Here is a 20,803-nt window from a genome sequence, read left to right as displayed (position 1 = left end):
CACTTAGAACAACGCTAACTGGCTGCCCGTCAACGCCGCGAAGTCATCACCGACAAAGGGCAGGATGGCATCGGCCACCGGCTGCAGCTGGCGGCTCAGGTAGTGCTCGTAGTCGATGGGCGCCTGCAGGCTCTCCAAGGGTTCAGGGCCGGCAGTGGTGATCAGGTAGCTGATCCAGCCACCGTTCTGGTACTGCCGTGGGCGGCCGAGGCGGCTGTTGTACTCATCGGCCAGGCGCGCCGCACGCACGTGCGGCGGCACGTTTCGCTGGTAGTCGGCCAGCGGGCGGCGCAAGCGCTTGCGGTAGACCATCAGCTCATCCAGTTCACCGGCCAGGGTCTGTTGCACGTACTGGCGCACGTAGTCGCGATACGGTTGGCCACGGAAGATGCGCCCGTACAGCGCCTGCTGAAACTCCCGCGCCAGCGGCGACCAGTCGGTGCGCACCGACTCCAGGCCCTTGTACACCATCTGTTCACTGCCATCGGCGCGCTGTACCAGGCCGGCGTAACGCTTCTTGCTGCCCTCGTCGGCGCCGCGAATGGTGGGCATCAGGAAGCGTCGGTAATGGGTTTCGAACTGCAACTCCAGCGCGCTGTCGAGCCCCATCGAATCGTGCAGGTGCTGGCGCCACCAAAGGTTCACCTCTGCCACCAGCTCACGGCCGATGCGCGCAGCGGCGTCTTCGCCATGGGCGCCCTTGAGCCAGACGAACGTGGAATCGGTATCGCCGTAGATGACATCGAAACCGCGCGCTTCGATCAATTCACGGGTCTGGCGCATGATCTGGTGGCCGCGCAGGGTGATCGACGACGCCAGGCGCGGGTCGAAGAAGCGACAGCCGCTGGAACCCAGTACACCGTAGAAGGCATTCATGATGATTTTCAGTGCCTGCGACAGCGGCGCGTTACCCGCGCGCTTGGCCGCCTCCCTGCCCTGCCACACACGCTCGACGATGGCTGGCAGGCAGTGCCGGCTACGGGAGAAGCGAGCGCCGCGAAAGCCGGCCACCGAGTGCTGGTCATCGGGCTGGCGCAGGCCTTCGGCCAGGCCGACCGGGTCGATCAGAAAGGTGCGGATGATCGAGGGGTACAGGCTTTTGTAGTCCAGCACCAGCACCGAATCGTAGAGACCAGGGCGTGAGTCCATCACGAAGCCACCGGGGCTGGCCTCGTCGGGGCGGCTGCCGAGGTTGGGCGCGACAAAGCCCAGGCGGTGCATCTGCGGCATGTACAAATGGCAGAACGCCGCCACCGAGCCACCGCTTCGGTCCACGGCCAACCCCGTGACGCTGGCACGCTCAAGCAGGAATTCGAGCAGCCGGGTATGGGCGAAGATGCGCGTGACCAGTTCGCAGTCCTTGAGGTTGTAGCGTGCCAGCGACGGTTTGTCCTCGGCGAACATGCGGTTGATTTCGTCCATGCGCTGATAAGGCGTGCTGATGGCCTTGCCCTCGCCCAGCAGCGTTTGCGCCACGTTTTCCAGGCTGAACGAAGGGAAGCTCCAGGTGGCCGAACGCAAGGCTTCGATGCCGTCGATCAGCAGCCGCCCGGGGGCATCGACGAATACGTGAACGCCGCTGGCGTGAGCGCGCAGGGTCATGGGCGCGCCGTTGCGCCCCAGGGCCAAAGGGACCTGCAATCGCTTGGCGTGTTCGTGCAGCAGGCGCAGGTCGAACTGCACCAGGTTCCAGCCGATGATCGCATCCGGATCATGCTGGGCCATCCATTGGTTGAGGCACGCGAGCAGCGCGGCAGGGTCGTCGCAGTAATGCAGGTCGAAGTCCACGGCGCTGCTGTCGCCGTTTGCCGGGCCAAGCATGTACACCTGGCGCTGGCCGCAGCCTTCGAGGGCAATACTGTAGAGCTCACCGCGCTGGCTGGTTTCGATATCCAGCGACACCAGGCGCAGTGGCGGACGGTAGTCCGGCAGGGGCTTGAGCTGGGCATCGCAGAGCACACCTTGGGCGTTGGGCTGGCCGGTGAACTGCACGGGGGCGGTAATGAAGCGCTCCATGAGATAGCGCTCGGGTGGGCGGATGTCCGCCTCGTACACCTCAACGCCGGCGTTGCGCAGGCGTTGCTCCACCTGCATCAACTGGCGATGCTGGCGGCAGTAAAGGCCCAGCACCGGGCGCTGATCGAAGTCACGCAGTTGCAAGGGTTTGAGCTCGACGCCCGGCTCGTTGGCCAGCAGCACGCGAGCATGCTCGGCTTGCGCCTGGGGGAGGAACGCCACCGACACCTGCGGCGCCAGGCGCAGTTGCCGCGGCCCCTGGTCGGTAGCCAGCCAGAACTCCACGCACGTGCCTTCGGGTGTGTCATGCCAATGCCGGGTCAGGACAAAGCCCTGCTGCAAATCCACCGCGTCGACCTCTGGTTGTCTGTTGTGCCTGAAGTGACGATTCTACGCTTTGCAGGGCAGCCTGTGGCTTTGCATGTCTTGTCGGGGCAACTCAGCGCTGTTTTCAGCGGGAGCCGGCGACGAACCCGCTACGCCGCCCAGCCCACGCCAGCAGCCACGCCAAGCCGATCAACAGCAACGCCACTGGCGCAAACCACGCGACACCGGCCCCGGTCAGCAGCAAACCGCCGATAATCCCTCCCAAGGCAATCGCACTGTTCCACACCGTCACCAGCATCGATTGCGCCACATCACCGCCCTCGCCCGCCGCATCCGCACAGGCCGTCTGCAACAGCGTTGGCGCGCCGCCGTACGTCACGCCCCACAGCGCAATGCTCAGGTACATCGCCCACGAAGACGCCTGCCCCAGCACCAGCGCGGCCACGGCAAACCCGGCGAGGCTCAGCAGTACCAGCTTGCGCAGATGCCGATCGACCAACAACCCGACCAGCCCGATGCCCGCCAGCGCCGATAGGCCGAACACCATCAACACCTGGCCAATCTCGGCGGCCATCCCCGCCGCCGCCAACAGCGGCACGATGTAGGTATAGAGGATGTTGTGGCCCAGGACCCAGGTCAGGATCACCAGCAGCACCCGCGCCACGCCCGGTGTGCGCAACACCTGCAACGCCGCAGGGCGCTTGCCGGCTGCCTGCCCCGGGTAATCCGGAACCGCGCGCAATACCCAGACCACCAGCAACAGCGCCACCAGGGTGACCACGACGAAGGTGGCACGCCACCCCAGCATTGCCCCAAGCCAGGTACCAATAGGCAACCCGAGGGACAACGCTATCGGCTGCCCAAGCATGGCCACGGCCATCGCCCGGCCCTGCAAGGCTACCGGCACCATGCGCCGGGCATGGCCGGCGATCAGCCCCCAGGCCAGGCCGGCAGCGGCACCGGTGAAAAAGCGCAGCACCAGGGTAAGGGCGTTGGACGACGACAACACCGTCAAGCCGTTGAACAGTACAAAGCCGCCGATCGCCAGCAGCAAAGCGCGACGGCGATACCAGCCCTGGGTCAGGGTCACCAAGGGAATGGCAGTCAACAACGAACCGAGTGCGTAGGCCGTAACCCATTGCCCGGCCATGGCCTGGCTGATGTGCATGCCACCGGCGATCTGGTCCAGCAAACCGGCGGGCAGGGTTTCGCTGAGGATGGCGATAAAGCCGGTCATGGCCAGCGCCAGCAGGCCACTCAGGGGCAGGCGCTCGGCGCGCTCAACCAATGGCGGTGCGCAAGATATCTGGGACATTGCAGGGTGCCTTGAAGTGGAAATCGAGGGCGACAGTGTGCACGGCGGCGGCATTACGGAAAAAGACGGTTACAATGCCGCTCACCCCGGACATCAATGTCCGCAATCAGGAACACGTCATGGACAGCCTCAGCGGCTTCGTGGTCTTCAACCGGGTTGCCGAAACCCGCAGCTTCGTCGCTGCCGGTCAGTCACTGGGCATCACTGCCTCGGCCGTGGGCAAGCGCGTGGCACGGCTGGAAAGTCGCCTGGGTGTGCGACTGTTCCATCGCAGCACGCGCAGCATCACCCTGACCGCCGAAGGCACGCTGTTTCTGGAGCGCAGCCGGCGCATCCTGGCGGAAATCGAAGCGACCGAGCAGGCGCTGTCCCAGGCCAGCGAAACCCCGCGCGGCCGCCTGCGCGTGAGCCTGCCCCAGGTCACCGGGCTGGTGATGCCGGCGTTGGCCGAGTTCATGGCGCTGTACCCCCAGGTGGAGCTGGACCTGGAGTTCACCGACCGCATGGTGGATATCGTCGGAGAGGGTTTCGATGTGGTGATGCGTGGTGGCCAGCCGCTGGACTCGCGCCTCAGTGCCAAATTCCTCGGCCACTTCCAGCACCGCCTCGTAGCATCACCCGAGTACTTGCGCGAGCGCGGCACGCCCAGCCACCCGCGTGACTTGAGCACGCACACCTGCCTGCACTACCGCTTCCCCAGCAACGGCAAGCTGGAAGTCTGGCCGCTGCGCCAGGAGCACCCCGACCAGGGCTATGACATCCCCATTTCGATGGTGTGCAACCACGTCGAGACGCGCATCTGCTTTGCCCTCAACCACCGCGGCATCACCTGCCTGCCAGACTTCAGCGTGCGCCGCGAATTGGCCGCAGGCACACTGGTGAGCGTGCTCGAGAGTTTCATGGAACGGCGTGGCAGCTTCTACCTGCTGTGGCCGTCGGGGCGCCACGTGCCGCCCAAGCTGCGGGTGTTCATCGACTTCATGCTCGAACGGGTCTTGCCAGGCAGCCCTCAACCGTACAAATAGTTGATGTCCTTGTAGGCCAGCGGCGGTACCTGGCTGAACAGGAAATCACGCAACTTGTGCATCTGCCGCGCCTTGGGGCTGGATTTGAGCCAGGTCATGTAATAGCCGTCGCCAGTGGCCACTGCGTACTTGAACGGTGTCACCAGGCGCCCTGCCGACAGGTCGGTCGTGGCCAGCACCAGGTCCACCACCGAGATGCCCAGCCCTTGCTGGGCGGCTGAGATGCCCTGGTCGAGGGTATCGAACACCTGCCCTTGGTCGATGCTGATATCCAGCGCATCCATGCGGGCCAGCCAACGCCGCCAATCGCGCCGGTCCGGGGACGGGTGAAGGAACTCGCACTGGCGCAGGTCGCCCAGGTCGGGTTGCGGTTGTGCCATGTAGTCGGGGTGGCAGACCGGGATCAGCCATTCATCGAACAGTTTGAAGCTCTCGACGTCAGCGGGGAAACGCCCGTTGGCCAGGAGGATGGCGCAGTCGTAGGGTTCGGAATAGAAATCCACGCTGTCGATGTCCATCCACACGCTCGACAGTTGCACGCTGCAGCTGTCGTCGTTCTTCTTGAACCCGTCCAGTGCCCTGAGCAGCCAGCGCATGGTAAGCGTGGACGGGGCCTTGAGGCGCAGGCCGTAGCGGTCCTGACGCAGCAACGCGCAGGCATTCTCGATGATCTTGAAGCCGACCTTGAGCTCCTGGGACAACAGACGCCCGTGCTCGGTCAGGCTCAGTTTCGGGCCACGGCGCTCGAACAGGTCGCAGCCGAACATGGCCTCGAGGGTCTTGATGTGGTGGCTGACTGCCCCTTGGGTCAGTGCCAGCTCCTCCGCCGCACGGGTAAAGGAGCCATACCGAGAGGCCACCTCGAAAGCACGCAAGGCGTGCAGAGCCTGAATCCGTTCCGACATGGCGACGTCCGAAGCATGAGTAAGACTAATAGTAGGTCATAGTTCCACGCGTTTTACAACGTTAAGTCCGTCTCAGAAAATGCATGTAAATAATAAAGATAACCAAGATTCTGCCTGCATATGCCTGGAACGTTACTTAATTGGAAACCTGGGGAAATCATGTTTACGGGTTATGGAAACTGCTATCGCCTGGATGCGCTAGAGCTGGCCACTGAACATGTCCGGAACACGCAGCATTGGACGTACAAAACCATACAGCATTTTCGCGGCATTCTCGCCAGCCCCGACTTTCCGTGCCTGTTCGGGCGCAAGGCAGTCGCCAGCGAGACCTGCCACATCCTCTTCGCCCGCGCCGAGCAACTGGCCGATGACATCGCTCAGGGCCTGGCCGACTATGTGCGCACCATCGCACCAATTCCGCTCAAGCAGCGCATCGGCAGCCCACTGGTGGTGTTTCTCGAAACCCCTGGCGACTACACCCTTGCCGAGCAACAGGCCTTGGCCTGGAAGGTGCTGCGTGGGGTCCATGCCCGCGACCCGCATCCCTGGCCGCAGGCGATACCCTCCGACCCGGACGATAATGGCTGGTCGTTCTGCTACGCCGGCATGCCGCTGTTCATCAACATGAACTTCCCGGGCCACCGGCAGATGAAAAGCCGCAACCTGGGCCCCCACATCACCTTCGTCATCAACCCCCGGGAGAACTTTGACGAAGTGGCCAACGCCAGCACTGAAAGTGGCAAGCGTATTCGTGCCCGCATCCGCGAGCGCGTGGCCCATTACAACGACGGTGTCATGCCTGACACCCTTGGCGCATTCGGCGATGCCGACAACTACGAGTGGAAGCAGTACCAGTTGCAGGAGGCAGGTTCGCTCAACCCGTCACGCTGCCCGTTCCACGCCCATGTACCAGCCGACACACTGATCGAGAATTGACCGTGAATACCGCACTGACCGCCACCTATGCCCTGACCGTGCTGCTGCTGATCGCCACCCCTGGCCCGGTTGTAGCACTGATCGTCAACACCGCTGCCGCCTCGGGCTCGCGCAAGGCCATGTTCACCGCCGTGGGTACCAACTGGGCGTCCCTGGTACTGATAGGCGCGGCAGCCTGGATCATCCTGACCAGCGCTGCCATCGACAAGGCCTGGCTCAGCAGCATGAGCCTGATGGGTTGCCTGTTCATCGGCTACATCGCCGTGTGCACCCTCAAGGAAGCCCTGCAGGCGCCGGCCTCGGACGCGGCGAGCGAGGCACAGGGGCCTGGGCGCGGCGGCCTGCTGCAAGGCTTCATGGTGGGCATCTCCAACCCCAAGGACATCATCTTCTTCATCGCCTTCTTCCCCCAGTTCATCCAAATCACCGAGTCGTTCGGCAAGAGCATGGTGGTGCTGTCGCTGCTGTGGGTGGCCATCGATTTCGCCGTGCTCAGCCTGTACATCTTCGCCATCGGCAAGATCGCCTCGCAACGCAGCAACCGCCTGATCAGCCTGGCTTCGGGCGTCGCGCTGCTGCTGATTGCAGCGGGCGGCCTGCTTTACAACCTCAAGGAACTGGCGGCCTGAGCCAGCAACAACGCAAAGGAGTGCCCATGAGATCCACCGACACCAGCACGCATGTCCCGGGCCCTCCTTCGCCGCTGCAACAGGACTACCAGCGCTTTCTGCTGCTGGGCAACCACCGTGCGCCACACACCCTGCAGGTACATGAGCGCGGTTATCGCTCCGGCACCATCAACACCGATGCCCTTGGCCTGCGTTACAGCCATTGTGCGGGCAAGCGTTTCTCGGCGGCCGAACGCGGTGCTGCGCCGCGCATCAACCTGCTGGTGGGGGGCTCTACCGCCTTGGGTATCGGCGCCAGCTGCGACGAACACACGGTGGCTTCACATTTGTCGATGCTGACTGGGGAAGTCTGGCTGAACCTGGCCGGCTGCGGGCTCAATGCCGGCCAGGAGCTGCTGATGTTCCTCACCCACCAGCATCGGCTCGGCCAATTGGGCCATGTGGTGGTGCTCAGCGGCCTCAATACACTGGCCCATGAAGCCCTTGGCGAAGTCCTCGCCAGCCCCCACGACCCGCTTCACGCCACGGCCCTGCGCGACACGCTGAACAGCTACAGCGACGGCATGCCGCCTGCTGTGGCCCCGCGCCCGCAATCGCTTTGGCGACGGCTTGGCCAAGCCTTGACCACGCCCCCGCCCATAGCGCCTATCGCCAGGCCATTATCGCCCCCTGAAAAGCGACTGGCCCGTGCAGCCGACACCATCGGCCGTACCTTGCGCCAATGGGAGCGCCTGCTGGCAGACAGCCATGCCACCCTCACCTTCATACTCCAGCCATTGCTGCCCTGGTGCCGCGAAACCCTGCCTGAGGGTGAGCAGGCCATGCTGACGGCGCTGGAGCAACAGCCGGCCAACTTCGACCGCCTGCTCGACGGGGTCTTTGACAGCCAGTTGCACATGGCCTTCTTTCGCCGCATCAAAAGCCAGGCCGATCCGGTACCCTGCTACGACATGAACAGCATGCTCAGCAGCTCGCCGGTATTCGGCGCCGACCTGTTCGTCGACCGCCTGCACCTCAACGACCTGGGCAACAATGCCCTGGCCAAGGTCATTACCGCCAAGCTGGGCCTGGCCCAGGAAAAACACGCTCAGCGCAAGGTCACGCCCATCAAGCTCGTCTGACAGTTGCCTGCTGGTCTTTCGGCGAGGGCCCTTGGGTGGCTAGAATACGTCGTCGTTCCGATCCGCCCGAGGCGCACGTGTACCTGTCATGAACATCGAAGCCGTCCATCAACAACTGGCTGCCTGCCGTGACTGCGCCTCTCACGAGGCCTGCCTGTGAGTCGCGCGGTCATCCTGCCCATGCTGTTGATCGCCCTGATGCCGTTGGCTGCGCAAGCGCTCGACGTGCGCATCGACCCTCATGCCGACCTGCTCTACCGCCAGGCCCTGCCGCTGCTGGAACAGGCCGACAGCCAGGATGACAGCGCCAGTTCACTGCGCACTGCCCTGGGTAGCGACCCGGAACTCACCCGTCAGGGCCAGGCCCTTGCCCACACGTTGCCTACCGCGGTGACACTGCTGAAAAAGTCAGTGGCGCTGGGCCACCCGGTGGCGCAGTACCGGCTGGCGCTCTACTACATGACCTACTTGCCCGCCGGGCAGATCCCCGACGCGGCCTGCCCTTTGCTGGTAGCCAGCCTCAAGCAAGGCTTCGCGGCTCCGGCACCGGCCATCGCCACCTGGTGCCCGCCCTACAACGCCAGCGCGGAGTACCGCGCTGCACTGGAGGCGATCCCGAGCATGGCCACCCAGTACGCCCCCTACTACCCGCAACCTGCCACGCGACTGGCCTGTAGCCGCAGCCAGCCGCAGGGCCTGGAAATGCAGTGGGGGCGTCAGCGCGACTACCAGGCTGAGGTGTACCGCTTGCTGGCAAACCTGGACACGCAGCAGCGTCAGACCTTGCTGCAAAAGGCCGTGGACATCAACGGGTGCGTGACAGCGCAACACGGATTGGCCAGCCATCGCTAACGCCCTTGGGCCCGAACAGGGCCCAAACCAGCAAGATCGTTCAAGCCATCGCCATTACCACTCTGGCATGCTGCGCAACCGAGTACACGCGTTGCAGCCACCATGCCCCACAGCCCACACATTGCCCGCCAAGCCTTTCTGCGTGGCGCCATCGCCATCCTCCCGCTGTCCCTGGCCGTGGCCCCCTGGGGCCTTTTGGCCGGGTCCATGGCCATTGAAGCCAACCTCAGTGCCTGGGAAGGCCAAGGCCTGTCGGCCATCGTCTTTGCCGGTGCCGCGCAACTGGTGGCGATTGGCATGCTCAAGGGCGGCGCCAACCTGGCGTCGATCCTGCTCACCACCTTGCTGCTGACCTCGCAGCACCTGCTGTACGGCCTGTCCATGCGCCCCGTGCTGTCGAACCAGCCACTGCGCTGGCGGTTGGGCCTGGGCTTTTTGCTGACCGACGAATTCTTCGCCCTGACCAGCCATTACGACCAGCAACAGTTCAACCGCTGGTACGCGCTGGGCGTGGGCCTGACCTTCTATGTCGCCTGGAACCTGTTCACCCTGGCCGGCATCGTGCTTGGCCAGAACATTCCGCACCTCGACCAGTTGGGCCTGGACTTTTCCATTGTCGCCACCTTCGTCGCCCTGATCGCGCCCCTGGTGCGCAACCTCGCAACGGTAGTGTGTGTGGCCGTTTCGCTGTTCTGTTCGGTGCTGTTCAGTGCCTGGCACTGGGAAACCGCCTTGGTGGCGGCAGGCCTGCTCGGCATGAGCGCCGGTTTCGTTTGCCAGAAGTGGTTTGGAGGCCGTGCATGACCTGGTTACTGATTTTCGCCATGGGCGCCATCGTGTTTCTCAACCGCTATGCGTTTCTTGAACCGCGCCTGCCTTTGCGCCTGAGCTCCAACGCCCGGAAGTTTCTCGGGTTTGCAGTGCCGGGCATGCTCACCGCCATCTGCGGGCCGATCATCTTCATGCCTGACCATCACCTGAACCTGAGCCTGCTCAACCCTTATCTGCTGGGATCGGTGGTGGCCGTCGCGCTGGTGCTGTTGACCCGCAGCGTGTTGCTGAGCATGCTGGTGAGCATGTTGATCTTCTTCCTCCTGCGCAGCTGGCTGGCATGACCACGCCCCTGCGCGAACAGACACACCTGTGGCAGGCGCCGGCGCTGGGCGACGTCGAAATGCTGCACGCGCGGTATTTTCAGCAACGCTTCGCCCCGCACGTGCACGAAGGCTATGTGTTCACCGTGATCGAGTCCGGCGCCCAGCGCTTCTGGCATCGCGGTAGCGAGCACCTGGCCCCGGTGGGCAGCATGGTGCTGATCAACCCCGACGAGCTGCACACCGGTGCCACTGCCCATGAAGCCGGTTGGCGCTATCGCGGCTTCTACCCGGAACACGAACGCGTCACCGGCGTGCTGGAGGAACTGGAGATGGGCCGCCATGGCATGCCCAGCTTCAAGGACAGTGTGATCCAGGACCCGGCCCTGGCGCTGGCCTTCAGTCAACTGCACCAGCTGTCCGAATCGGCTGCCAGTGTGCTGGAGCAGCAGACCGCCTGGCGCCATGCCGTGCTGGCCCTGGTGCAACGCCACGGGCAGTGCGCCGAGCCTTCAGCACCCGGCCTCGAGCCCCTGGCGGTAGCACGCGCCCGCGAACTGCTGGAGAGCCAATTGGCCGACCCACCCTCGCTTGAAGCCCTGGCGGCAGCGGTCAACCTGTCGCCCTTCCACTTCGCCCGGGTGTTTCGCCAGGCCACCGGCCTGCCGCCGCATGCCTGGCTCAAGCAACGGCGCCTGGCCCGAGCCCGGGAATTCTTGAAAAGCGGCCTGACGGCGTCCGAGGTGGCATTCAGCCTGGGCTTTGCTGACCAAAGCCACCTGAGCCGGCAATTCAAGCAGGCCTATGGAGTGACGCCGGGAGCCTATCGACAGGCTTGCCTGCACAGCTAGGCAGGCCGCGGGACTGGCCGGGCAAACGGGTCAGGCACTGCTACACTGACAGGGCTGAATTGGAGGATCCTGCCATGTCCGAAAGAGAGCTCACCACCCTCATATCGCTGATGAACCAGCGTCAGGCCTGCCTGAGCAGTGCTTGCAAGGAGATCGCCGACTGGATCGACCGGCAGGGCGATGTGCCCGTCGCCGGCAAGATTCGCGCGAGCCTCAAGGCACTGGAGGCCGACGAAGCCCAGGTACGCAAGACCTTGACCTCGCTGACCCTGGACAGGCCGCTGCCACGCTTTCGCAGCTGAATGAACGGGGGCCGCTATGCGGCCCCCGGTATTTCAGTGGTTCATGTGCATGTGGTCATGCCCACCGCCATCCTCGGCGTTGAGCGGGCGCACCGGCGCCTGCACCTGCAGCGTTTGCTTGCCACCCTTGGCGTCTTCGATGAGCAGGGTCAGAGGCACCTGTTCACCCTCCTTCACCTGCTGCTTCAAGCCCATCAGCATGACGTGCAAGCCATTCGGGTCCAGGGTTACAGCCTTGCCAGCCGGCAACTCGACTGCCTTGACCTCACGCATGCCCATCACATCACCGTTCATGGTCATTTCATGCACCTGCACGGTCTTCGCCACTGGCGACTCGACCCCTACCAGCTTGCTGTCGCTGCTGGCAGTCAAGGTCATGAAGGCACCGGTGGACTGCTGGTGCGGCACGCTGGCACGGACCCAGGCATCACTCACGGTGGTCTCGGCCAACGCTGGCAGGGCAAGGCCCAGCAGGGCGATGGCGGCCAGGCCGCGCTTGAACGGTTGCAGTGAAACAGCCATTAGCAAATCTCCATCAGGGTGACCAGGTCTTCGGCGCATTCCTTGGCGTTCAGGGAATGGCCCAGGCTCAGGCGCAGAGTGCCACGTGTGTCGTAGACGTAGCTGGTGGACGAATGAGAGATGGTGTAGGTGTCACCGGCCGGGACCTTCTCGTAGAACACCTTGAATTCCTTGGCCACCTCGGCGATTTCCTCAGGGGTACCGGTCAGGGCGGTGAACGACGGGTCGAACGCCTTGACGTAGGCATCGAGCACTTCGGGGGTGTCGCGCTCCGGGTCCAGGGTGATGAACACCACCTGGAACAGGTCACGGTCACGGCCCTTGAGCATTTGCCTGATTTGCGCCGCCCGCGCCAGCGTGGTCGGGCAGACCGCCGGGCACTGGGTGAAGCCGAAGAAGATCATCGGCATGCTGCCGTAGAAGCTCGACAGGGTACGCGGGTTGCCTTGGGGGTCCTTGAGGTTGAATTTGCGCCCAAGGATTTCGTTGCTCATGTTCTTGCCGTACTTGAACTCGAGACCCCGGGCCGGGCTGCAGCCGGCCAGCAGGCCAAGCCCGAGAACGCCCATCCCAGCGACAACCGCGCGCCGGGTATACAGATCATTCATGGAACCATCCTTTACAGGCCATCCTTCACAGGAAAGGTGCCGACCCTGGGAGGGGCCGGTCGAAAAACCGGGGCATTCTTACATGACACCCCAAGTGCTTCTACCCGACGAAGGCGGTGTTGGCCTGCAGCCCTTTGAATACGGGCTGCGGCCTGTTGTCGCAGGGGTTGAATCCGTAACAGTTTGTTGCTAGGGACGCGTACTTGTCAGTAGTACGCGTTTTCCTTCTGGGTGTGGTCAGTCACGTCACGCACACCTTTGAGCTCGGGAATGCGCTCGAGCAGGGTGCGCTCGATGCCTTCCTTCAACGTCACGTCAGCCTGGCCGCAGCCTTGGCAACCGCCGCCGAACTGCAGCACGGCAATGCCGTCGTCGACCACGTCCACCAGGCTCACCTGGCCGCCATGGCTGGCCAGACCGGGGTTGATCTCGGTCTGCAGGTAGTAGTTGATACGCTCGTTGATCGGGCTGTCCTCGTTGACCATCGGCACCTTGGCGTTTGGCGCCTTGATGGTCAGCTGGCCGCCCATGCGGTCGGTGGCGTAGTCGACCAGCGCGTCCTCAAGGAAGGGCACGCTGACCGCATCGAGGTAAGCGGTGAAGCTCTTCAGACCCACGGCGGTGTCGTCAGGCTTCTCTTCGCCCGGCTTGCAGTAGGCAATGCACGTCTCTGCGTACTGGGTGCCTGGCTGGGTGATGAAAATGCGAATGCCGATGCCGGGCGTATTCTGCTTGGAGAGCAGATCGGCCAGGTAATCATGGGCGGCGTCGGTAATGGTTATAGCGCTCATGTAAGTTCCTCACAGACTTGCGGCCAAGTGTACGCCAACCTGGCCCCGGCACAAAGTCCTAGTATTTGACTCGGGAAAGCACGTAAGCCGGGGCCTGCCCCCGTGGCGCCGCCAGCCAGGCCTGCATTCGCCGGTACAAGCCACGCTCCAGCCACTGGTAGCTGAACCACGACATTAGTCCAATGGACGGCACGCACAGGGCAAACACCAGGTACGGGTTCAAGTGCAGCCGCTCACTGGCGAACCAGCCGGCATACAGCACCAGCACGTGGATCAGGTACACCGAATACGAACAGTCGCCGAGTGCCTTGAGTACCTGGTTGCCCTTGAAGCAGGGTTCCAGGGCAATGAAGGCCAGCACCACCAAGGCACTGGGCACGCCCCAGTGCAACAGGCGCTGGGAAGCGTCCAGGTGATAGAGGGCGTACCCCGCCACCCCGAGCAACGCCAGCGGCATCCACACGCCCTCGCGAATCAGACCCCGGCGATACAGCACGCCCAAGCCGATGCCGAGCAGGAACTCGTAGATGATGTCGTTGTTGTAGAAATGGCTGAGCACGCCCAGCCGGCCCAGCACTTCACTGACCAGCAACAGCGCCGCGCTCACCAGCCACAGGTGATGGCGCTGGCGCACCAGGAACGCCAGGCCGAACAGCAGGTAGAAGAACATCTCGAAATTGAGCGTCCAGCCCACGTTCAAAGTCGGGTAGAGCCCGTACCCCCCAGGGTTTTCCGCTGGCACGAACAGCAACGACAGCAACAGGTGCTGCCAGTCGAACTGCTGGTGCGGCATCCAGCGGCTGGCCGCCAGCAGCAGGCCCGCCATGAGCAAGCTGTAGAACCAGTACGCCGGCACGATGCGCAGCACCCGGTTGAGCAGGAACTGACGCGGTTCGATGGTTTTGTCACGGGTCGACAGGTAGATCACCAGCCCACTGATGACGAAGAAGATATCGACGCCCACGGCGCCCCGGTCGGTAAGCAGTTGGCCGATGGGGCCACTGGCGTGGAAGTCGAAGAAAATCTGCATGAAATGGTGGCAAACCACCACCCAGGCGGCGAACGCCCGCAGTGCCTGAAGCGAATACAGCATGGAATACCCTGCGATTGCCGGTGCATTGAGGCCGGTGACCGCGCGCAGAGGGGGGCAATACCCGCGAAGGGCTGCCCAGCAGCCCCCCCTGCAGTCGATCAGGACCACCCACCGTTTCCGACCGCAGCTACCCCGGAAAGGTCAGGCCAACCGATCAGAGGTTCTCGTAGCGGTTCATGTCCAGCACACCCGCTTCCACCGGCTGGGTCTCCTTGATGTAGCTGTTCAGGTCATGGAAGTACTGCCAGAACTGCGGATGGCTACGGCGCACGCCCCAGCGCATGACGATGCGCTCGAACTTGCTCGGGTCATCACGCGCATACTCCATGTCTTCGACAAATTCCGGCACATCCTGGGTCGGTATGTTGAAGATGAAGTTCGGGTAGCTGCTGAGTACGCCCGGGTACAAGGTCAGTGTGTCCAGCCCTGGCTGATAGCGGGAAGCTTCGCCCAGCAGGAAGGCGACGTTGCTGTGCGCACGGTTGCGCAGCAGGCTGTACACCTGGCGCTGACCGCCCTGCCCTTCGATGCGCAGCATGCTTGCCTCAGGCAGCTGGTTGATGACCTTGAGCCCGGCAGCCGGGCGCGACACCAGGCGGCTGAGCGACTGCTCGGCATTGCGGAACTCTTCGCTCATTTGCGGCCGTGAGCAGTAGGCACCCTGGCATCGGTTGATCGGGTCGGGTGCCGCATTCAGGCTGCCGGTGCGCTGCAGCAGCTTGAGGCCGAAGTCGCGCTTGGGGTTGCCCGGGTCGAGCTTGATGCCGCTCGGGGTATCGGTATCGATGTCTTCATAATCGAGCCACATCTTCACCTTGCCGCTGTTCTGGTACCAGTCGCTGAGGATCGCGCCGCGCTGATCGGCCGGCATCAGGCGCAGGAAATTGACTTCGGCACCGTTGCGGATCAGGTCGAAGTACAGGCGTGTCTGCAACTGGTGCGAGACGTTGCCGAACACATCGAAGTTGACCGCCAACTGGTAATAGGTGCGCTCCAGCAGCGGGTAGTCGAACAGCCACACGGTGAGCGGCACATCGCCGATCAGGCCTTTGCTCACCGAGGCGCTGTCGAAGTGGCGGAAAATGCTCAGCAGCGCATTGTCGTTACCCGCCCACAACGTCGACCAGCCCGGCGCCGGCATTTCGGCATAGGCTTCGCGGCGCAGTTTTTCGTACTCGTTGCGCTTGTCGCGGTAGGCGTGCCAGAGGCTCAGCACACTGCCCACGTCATCGATCTGCCCCGGCATGGCCAGCAACGGGGTGGCGGCGCCGCGGTACTGGGCATCGGTGATGTAGCGATCATGGGCCGGCTCCTGGAACAGCGCCCAGAAGTTGTCGCGAATCACGTCGGTCGCAATCTGCCCACGGCACACCGGGCCGCGGATGAAGGTGCGCACGAAGTACTCGGCGTTGTCCAGCATGAACTGGTAGCGCGCCACCGCCGGGATCGCTTCGAAGGTCTCGAACGGGTTGGCCCGATGACGCGGGCCATAGCCGGGCAGCGCCGCAGCGTGCCAGTCACCGGCGTAAAAGAGTTGCTTCACCCGCTTGAGCTTTTGTGGGCCCATTGGGTAGGTGATGTGCGTCTTATGCACGATCACGCCTTGCACCGGAATCAGCCGGTAATAGAAGTCGGTGCCCGGCGGGTCGTTGGGGCGACGGGTAGCGATCAGGTCGACCGGCTGGCCGCTGGGCGTGCGCGAACGCACCCACTGGAAGAAGTGGCCCTGCTCCCCTCCAACGAAGTAGATGTGTGCAAGGAACAGGTGCTCGTACAGCCAGCGCCCGACCAGGGCTTCGGTGGACCCTGGGCGGTTGAGCAGCGCTTCCCAGTCGGCAATCTGCCTGGCCTCGGCCGGGTTGGGCTGGACCGGCTGGTACTCCACCGGCGCCCCCGTGGCCAGCCAGCGTTGCAGCGTGCTGTACTCCTGGTCGGTCAGGCCGGTGACCGCCAGCGGCATGCCTTCTTTGGGGTGCGCGCCAGCGTAGGCGTCGAACTCATGGGGCAACGGGCACATGTTGTTGCGGCTGATCCCCAGGACGATGTCTTCGGGCAACTTGGCATTGGGCGTGAGCGGTGTCTTGTGCCCAAGTTCGAGCATGCGCGCCATCAGCGCCGCCTGGCTGCCCTGGCTGTCGAGCACCGAGTAGAAGCCCTTCTTGCGCCACTCGCCCTCGCTGTGGGCGTCGTAGAACAGCCGCGTGGTGGGCACCGCCTTGCTTCGGTCGCCTTGGTACACCGGTACCTTGGTGGCGCCACGCACGGCCCCTTCGGGGCTTTCCAGCTTGAGCTGGCAGGCCGCGTCGTTACAAGCGTGGCAGGCCACGCATTTCTCGGTGAAGATCGGCTGAATGTCCCGGGTGTAGGAAATGGCCGGACTCGACTGGGGGGCTTGCCCGAACGCCACGCCGCTGATGAGCAAGGCGAAGACGCCGGCAAGAATACGATGCAGCATGTGCGAAAAGTCCTGGTTCATGAAAGCCATCACGATTGCCTGGTGGCGCTTGGGTGCTTGTGCGCCAACATGAGCAAAATTCATGCAAATGGGCGATGCGCCTAAAAACCGCGCAGCTTTGTTATGATTCGGCACCTTCTGATATCGCCCGACCAGGTAGTTCCTATGTCCGACCGCAGCGCTCGTCTCCAAGCACTCCAGCACGCACTCAAAGAGCGCATCCTGATCCTCGACGGCGGCATGGGTACTATGATCCAAAGTTATCGCCTCGAGGAACACGACTATCGTGGCACGCGCTTTGCCGATTGGCCAAGCGATGTAAAGGGTAACAACGATCTGTTGCTGCTCAGCCGCCCTGATGTCATCGCCGCCATCGAAAAAGCCTACCTGGATGCTGGCGCCGATATTCTAGAAACCAACACCTTCAACGCCACACAGATTTCCCAGGCCGACTACGGCATGGAGTCGCTGGTCTACGAGCTGAACGTCGAAGGCGCGCGCATCGCCCGCCAGGTCGCCGATGCCAAGACCCTGGAAACGCCGGACAAACCGCGCTTCGTCGCCGGCGTGCTTGGCCCGACCAGCCGCACCTGCTCGATTTCCCCGGACGTCAACGACCCCAGCTACCGCAACGTCACCTTCGACGAGCTGGTGGAAAACTACGTCGAGGCCACCCGCGGCCTGATCGAGGGCGGTGCCGACCTGATCCTGATCGAAACCATTTTCGACACCCTGAACGCCAAGGCGGCGATCTTCGCCGTGCAACAGGTGTTCGAGGATGACCAGGTCGAACTGCCGATCATGATCTCCGGCACCATCACCGACGCCTCGGGCCGGACCTTGTCCGGGCAGACCACCGAAGCCTTCTGGAACTCGGTGCGCCATGCCAAGCCGATTTCCGTGGGCCTGAACTGCGCCCTGGGCGCCAAGGACCTGCGCCCGTACCTGGAAGAGCTGTCGACCAAGGCTGACACCCATGTTTCGGCGCACCCCAACGCGGGCCTGCCCAACGCCTTCGGCGAGTACGACGAAACCCCGGCCGAGATGGCCGCAGTGGTCGAGGAGTTCGCCGCCAGCGGCTTCCTCAACATCATCGGCGGCTGCTGCGGCACCACCCCGGGCCACATCCAGGCCATCGCCGAAGCCGTGGCCAAGTACAAACCCCGCGAGATCCCGGAAATTGCCAAGGCCTGCCGCCTGTCGGGCCTGGAACCCTTCACCATCGATCGTCAGTCGCTGTTCGTCAACGTTGGCGAGCGCACCAACATCACCGGCTCGGCCAAGTTCGCCCGGCTGATTCGTGAAGAGAACTACACCGAAGCCCTGGAAGTGGCCCTGCAGCAGGTCGAGGCCGGCGCCCAGGTGATCGACATCAACATGGACGAAGGGATGCTCGACTCCCAGGCCGCCATGGTCCGCTTCCTCAACATGATCGCGGGCGAGCCGGACATCTCCCGCGTACCGATCATGATCGACTCCTCCAAGTGGGAAGTGATCGAGGCGGGCCTGAAGTGCATCCAGGGCAAGGGCATCGTCAACTCGATCTCCATGAAAGAAGGCGTCGAGCAGTTCAAGCACCACGCCCGCCTGTGCAAACGCTACGGCGCCGCCGTGGTGGTAATGGCCTTCGACGAGGTCGGCCAGGCCGACACCGCCGCGCGCAAGAAAGAAATCTGCAAGCGCAGCTACGACATCCTGGTCAACGAAGTGGGCTTCCCGCCGGAAGACATCATCTTCGACCCGAACATCTTCGCCGTCGCCACCGGCATCGAAGAGCACAACAACTATGCCGTCGACTTCATCGAAGCCTGCGCCTACATCCGTGACCACCTGCCTCACGCGCTGAGCTCGGGCGGGGTGTCCAACGTGTCGTTCTCGTTCCGCGGCAACAACCCGGTGCGTGAAGCGATCCACTCGGTGTTCCTGTTCCACGCCATCCGCAACGGCCTGACCATGGGTATCGTCAACGCCGGCCAGCTGGAGATCTACGACGAGATCCCGGCCGACCTGCGCAACAAGGTCGAGGACGTGGTGCTCAACCGCACTCCGGAAGGCACCGATGCACTGCTGGCCATCGCCGACGACTACAAAGGCGGCGGCGCCACCAAGGAAGTCGAGAACGAGGCCTGGCGCTCGCTGCCGGTCGGCAAACGCCTGGAGCACGCCCTGGTCAAAGGCATCACCGCGCACATCGTCGAAGACACCGAAGAGTGCCGCCAGCAATGCGCGCGGCCCATCGAGGTCATCGAAGGCCCGCTGATGAGCGGCATGAACGTGGTCGGCGACCTGTTCGGTGCCGGCAAGATGTTCCTGCCCCAGGTGGTCAAGTCGGCACGCGTGATGAAGCAGGCCGTGGCTCACCTGATCCCGTTCATCGAAGCCGAAAAAGGCGACAAGCCAGAGGCCAAGGGCAAGATCCTCATGGCCACGGTCAAGGGCGACGTGCACGACATCGGCAAGAACATCGTCGGCGTGGTGCTGGGCTGTAACGGTTACGACATCGTCGACCTCGGCGTGATGGTGCCGGCAGAGAAGATTCTGCAAACCGCTCGCGACGAGAAATGCGACATCATCGGCCTGTCCGGCCTGATTACCCCGTCGCTGGACGAGATGGTCCACGTGGCCCGCGAAATGCAGCGCCAGGGCTTCAACCTGCCGCTGTTGATCGGTGGTGCAACCACGTCCAAAGCGCACACGGCGGTGAAGATCGAGCCCAAGTACAGCAACGACGCGGTGATCTACGTCACCGACGCTTCGCGCGCCGTCGGCGTGGCGACCCAGCTGCTGTCCAAGGAGCTCAAACCCGGCTTCGTCGAAAAGACCCGCCTGGACTACGTCGATGTTCGCGAGCGCACGGCCAACCGCAGTGCCCGTACCGAGCGCCTGAGCTACGCCAAGGCGATTGCCGCCAAGCCGCAGTATGACTGGGCCGGCTACCAGCCCGCAGTGCCCTCCTTCACCGGCGTCAAGGTGCTGCAGGACATCGACCTGCGGACCCTGGCCGAATACATCGACTGGACGCCGTTCTTCATCTCCTGGGACCTGGCCGGCAAGTTCCCGCGCATCCTCACCGACGAAGTGGTCGGCGAGGCGGCCACAGCGCTGTACAAAGATGCCCGCGAGATGCTCGACAAGCTGATCGACGAAAAGCTGATCAGTGCCCGCGCAGTGTTCGGCTTCTGGCCGGCCAATCAGGTCGCCGATGACGATATCGAGGTGTATGGCGACGACGGCCAGCCGCTGGCCACCCTGCACCACCTGCGCCAGCAGACCATCAAGCCCGACGGCAAGCCGAACTGGTCGTTGGCAGACTTCGTCGCGCCGAAGGGCAGCGGTGTCACCGATTACGTCGGCGGCTTCATCACCACCGCCGGCATCGGCGCCGAGGAAGTGGCCAAGGCGTATCAGGACAAGGGCGACGACTACAGCTCGATCATGGTCAAGGCCTTGGCCGACCGCCTGGCCGAAGCCTGCGCCGAGTGGCTGCACGAGCAGGTGCGTAAAGAGCACTGGGGTTACGCCCGCGACGAACACCTGGATAACGAGGCGTTGATCAAGGAGCAGTACAGCGGCATCCGCCCTGCCCCAGGCTACCCGGCCTGCCCGGACCACACCGAGAAAGAAACCTTGTTCCGCCTGCTCGATGGCACGGCCATTGGCGAGACCGGCGCAAGCGGCGTATTCCTGACCGAGCACTTTGCGATGTTCCCGGCGGCGGCGGTCAGTGGCTGGTACTTTGCGCACCCGCAGGCGCAGTACTTTGCCGTGGGCAAGGTGGACAAGGACCAGATCGAGCGCTACAGCGCGCGCAAGGGCCAGGAAGTGAGCGTGAGCGAGCGTTGGTTGGCGCCTAACCTCGGGTACGACAACTAGGCCTGTGCTGGCCCTTTCGCGGGTTTAACCGCGAAAGGGCCAGAAATGCCAACTACCCTGGCATTGCCTACACTGTCCCTGATTGCCT

The 20,803-nt window shown here is 63.5% G+C and carries 18 protein-coding genes; 10 read left to right on the top strand and 8 right to left on the bottom strand.

What is annotated here, in order from left to right; genetic code table 11:
- Positions 1-3: 3 nt before the first annotated feature.
- Together DJ563_RS03495 and DJ563_RS03490 are read right to left on the bottom strand one after the other, a co-directional pair.
- Entirely contained in the window at positions 4-2,364 is a 2,361-nt protein-coding gene (locus tag DJ563_RS03495) for a DNA polymerase II (RefSeq protein WP_434518822.1), read from the bottom strand.
- A 103-nt stretch (positions 2,365-2,467) separates the two neighbouring features.
- Positions 2,468-3,658, bottom strand: coding sequence for an MFS transporter (locus tag DJ563_RS03490; RefSeq protein WP_434518821.1), 1,191 nt, complete (start codon positions 3,656-3,658; stop codon positions 2,468-2,470).
- Positions 3,659-3,777: 119 nt separating this feature from the next.
- Between DJ563_RS03490 and DJ563_RS03485 the strand changes: the two genes are divergently transcribed.
- The gene (locus DJ563_RS03485; RefSeq protein ID WP_274097613.1) at positions 3,778-4,683 is read left to right on the top strand and encodes a LysR family transcriptional regulator; all 906 of its coding nucleotides are present in this window, start codon (positions 3,778-3,780) and stop codon (positions 4,681-4,683) included.
- On the opposite strand, the gene DJ563_RS03480 is transcribed toward DJ563_RS03485, so the two are convergent.
- Positions 4,668-5,588 (bottom strand): LysR substrate-binding domain-containing protein, encoded by a 921-nt coding sequence (locus DJ563_RS03480; protein ID WP_274097614.1) that lies wholly within the window; start codon positions 5,586-5,588, stop codon positions 4,668-4,670. The two genes, DJ563_RS03485 and DJ563_RS03480, sit on opposite strands and share 16 nt — an antisense overlap.
- Positions 5,589-5,747: 159 nt before the next feature.
- Here DJ563_RS03480 and DJ563_RS03475 point away from each other — a divergent pair, with 159 nt between their 5' ends.
- From DJ563_RS03475 to DJ563_RS03440, 8 genes are all read left to right on the top strand, one after another.
- Positions 5,748-6,524, top strand: coding sequence for a YqcI/YcgG family protein (locus DJ563_RS03475; protein WP_033698995.1), 777 nt, complete (start codon positions 5,748-5,750; stop codon positions 6,522-6,524).
- A 2-nt stretch (positions 6,525-6,526) separates the two neighbouring features.
- Positions 6,527-7,153, top strand: coding sequence for a LysE family translocator (locus DJ563_RS03470; protein ID WP_274097616.1), 627 nt, complete (start codon positions 6,527-6,529; stop codon positions 7,151-7,153).
- A gap of 26 nt (positions 7,154-7,179) precedes the next feature.
- Positions 7,180-8,274, top strand: coding sequence for a hypothetical protein (locus DJ563_RS03465; protein ID WP_434518820.1), 1,095 nt, complete (start codon positions 7,180-7,182; stop codon positions 8,272-8,274).
- A 180-nt stretch (positions 8,275-8,454) separates the two neighbouring features.
- The gene (locus DJ563_RS03460; RefSeq protein WP_434519691.1) at positions 8,455-9,126 is read left to right on the top strand and encodes a sel1 repeat family protein; all 672 of its coding nucleotides are present in this window, start codon (positions 8,455-8,457) and stop codon (positions 9,124-9,126) included.
- A gap of 102 nt (positions 9,127-9,228) precedes the next feature.
- Entirely contained in the window at positions 9,229-9,930 is a 702-nt protein-coding gene (locus DJ563_RS03455; RefSeq protein WP_274097618.1) for an AzlC family ABC transporter permease, read from the top strand.
- A complete protein-coding gene (locus DJ563_RS03450) occupies positions 9,927-10,241 on the top strand; it encodes an AzlD domain-containing protein (protein WP_434518819.1) in 315 nt (104 codons plus the stop codon). Before DJ563_RS03455 ends, DJ563_RS03450 begins: the two co-directional genes overlap by 4 nt.
- Positions 10,238-11,071 carry an AraC family ligand binding domain-containing protein gene (locus tag DJ563_RS03445; RefSeq protein ID WP_434518818.1) on the top strand — a complete coding sequence of 278 codons (834 nt, stop codon included), beginning with the start codon at positions 10,238-10,240 and terminating at the stop codon, positions 11,069-11,071. The genes DJ563_RS03450 and DJ563_RS03445 overlap by 4 nt, the downstream gene beginning before the upstream one ends.
- Positions 11,072-11,145: 74 nt before the next feature.
- Positions 11,146-11,373, top strand: a complete 228-nt coding sequence (locus DJ563_RS03440) for a hypothetical protein (protein ID WP_033699008.1) — start codon at positions 11,146-11,148, stop codon at positions 11,371-11,373.
- 33 nt (positions 11,374-11,406) lie between these two features.
- Here the strand turns inward: DJ563_RS03440 and DJ563_RS03435 are convergent, their stop codons facing one another.
- The 5 genes from DJ563_RS03435 to DJ563_RS03415 all read right to left on the bottom strand — a co-directional run bounded on the left by DJ563_RS03435 (position 11,407) and on the right by DJ563_RS03415 (position 16,842).
- Complete coding sequence (locus DJ563_RS03435) at positions 11,407-11,895, bottom strand: copper chaperone PCu(A)C (protein WP_434518817.1); 489 nt, start codon at positions 11,893-11,895, stop codon at positions 11,407-11,409.
- Positions 11,895-12,503 (bottom strand): SCO family protein, encoded by a 609-nt coding sequence (locus DJ563_RS03430; RefSeq protein ID WP_033699010.1) that lies wholly within the window; start codon positions 12,501-12,503, stop codon positions 11,895-11,897. Before DJ563_RS03430 ends, DJ563_RS03435 begins: the two co-directional genes overlap by 1 nt.
- Positions 12,504-12,709: 206 nt before the next feature.
- Positions 12,710-13,294: a Fe-S biogenesis protein NfuA gene (gene nfuA / locus DJ563_RS03425; protein WP_012271640.1), complete on the bottom strand. Its 585-nt coding sequence runs from the start codon at positions 13,292-13,294 to the stop codon at positions 12,710-12,712.
- A gap of 58 nt (positions 13,295-13,352) precedes the next feature.
- The gene (locus DJ563_RS03420; RefSeq protein WP_320326906.1) at positions 13,353-14,387 is read right to left on the bottom strand and encodes an acyltransferase family protein; all 1,035 of its coding nucleotides are present in this window, start codon (positions 14,385-14,387) and stop codon (positions 13,353-13,355) included.
- A 154-nt stretch (positions 14,388-14,541) separates the two neighbouring features.
- Entirely contained in the window at positions 14,542-16,842 is a 2,301-nt protein-coding gene (locus DJ563_RS03415) for a fatty acid cis/trans isomerase (protein WP_434518816.1), read from the bottom strand.
- 165 nt (positions 16,843-17,007) lie between these two features.
- Between DJ563_RS03415 and metH the strand changes: the two genes are divergently transcribed.
- On the top strand, positions 17,008-20,715 hold the full coding sequence (gene metH / locus DJ563_RS03410; protein ID WP_434518815.1) for a methionine synthase: 3,708 nt from the start codon (positions 17,008-17,010) through the stop codon (positions 20,713-20,715).
- Positions 20,716-20,803 lie beyond the last annotated feature (88 nt).

It is taken from the genome of Pseudomonas sp. NFX1 (assembly GCF_051123555.1).
GTDB classification, from domain to species: domain Bacteria; phylum Pseudomonadota; class Gammaproteobacteria; order Pseudomonadales; family Pseudomonadaceae; genus Aquipseudomonas; species Aquipseudomonas capeferrum.
The sequence above is the reverse complement of the archived record's forward strand: the minus strand, read 5'-3'. Positions and strand labels throughout refer to the sequence as shown.

Bases quoted from the DNA above. Each gene is read 5' to 3' on its own strand.
- DJ563_RS03490 (WP_434518821.1), bottom strand. From the start codon at position 3,658: ATGTCCCAGATATCTTGCGCACCGCCATTGGTTGAGCGCGCCGAGCGC.
- DJ563_RS03485 (WP_274097613.1), top strand. From the start codon at position 3,778: ATGGACAGCCTCAGCGGCTTCGTGGTCTTCAACCGGGTTGCCGAAACC.
- DJ563_RS03480 (WP_274097614.1), bottom strand. From the start codon at position 5,588: ATGTCGGAACGGATTCAGGCTCTGCACGCCTTGCGTGCTTTCGAGGTG.
- DJ563_RS03475 (WP_033698995.1), top strand. From the start codon at position 5,748: ATGTTTACGGGTTATGGAAACTGCTATCGCCTGGATGCGCTAGAGCTG.
- DJ563_RS03465 (WP_434518820.1), top strand. From the start codon at position 7,180: ATGAGATCCACCGACACCAGCACGCATGTCCCGGGCCCTCCTTCGCCG.
- DJ563_RS03460 (WP_434519691.1), top strand. From the start codon at position 8,455: ATGCTGTTGATCGCCCTGATGCCGTTGGCTGCGCAAGCGCTCGACGTG.
- DJ563_RS03455 (WP_274097618.1), top strand. From the start codon at position 9,229: ATGCCCCACAGCCCACACATTGCCCGCCAAGCCTTTCTGCGTGGCGCC.
- DJ563_RS03450 (WP_434518819.1), top strand. From the start codon at position 9,927: ATGACCTGGTTACTGATTTTCGCCATGGGCGCCATCGTGTTTCTCAAC.
- DJ563_RS03445 (WP_434518818.1), top strand. From the start codon at position 10,238: ATGACCACGCCCCTGCGCGAACAGACACACCTGTGGCAGGCGCCGGCG.
- DJ563_RS03440 (WP_033699008.1), top strand. From the start codon at position 11,146: ATGTCCGAAAGAGAGCTCACCACCCTCATATCGCTGATGAACCAGCGT.
- DJ563_RS03435 (WP_434518817.1), bottom strand. From the start codon at position 11,895: ATGGCTGTTTCACTGCAACCGTTCAAGCGCGGCCTGGCCGCCATCGCC.
- DJ563_RS03430 (WP_033699010.1), bottom strand. From the start codon at position 12,503: ATGAATGATCTGTATACCCGGCGCGCGGTTGTCGCTGGGATGGGCGTT.
- nfuA (WP_012271640.1), bottom strand. From the start codon at position 13,294: ATGAGCGCTATAACCATTACCGACGCCGCCCATGATTACCTGGCCGAT.
- DJ563_RS03420 (WP_320326906.1), bottom strand. From the start codon at position 14,387: ATGCTGTATTCGCTTCAGGCACTGCGGGCGTTCGCCGCCTGGGTGGTG.
- DJ563_RS03415 (WP_434518816.1), bottom strand. From the start codon at position 16,842: ATGCTGCATCGTATTCTTGCCGGCGTCTTCGCCTTGCTCATCAGCGGC.
- metH (WP_434518815.1), top strand. From the start codon at position 17,008: ATGTCCGACCGCAGCGCTCGTCTCCAAGCACTCCAGCACGCACTCAAA.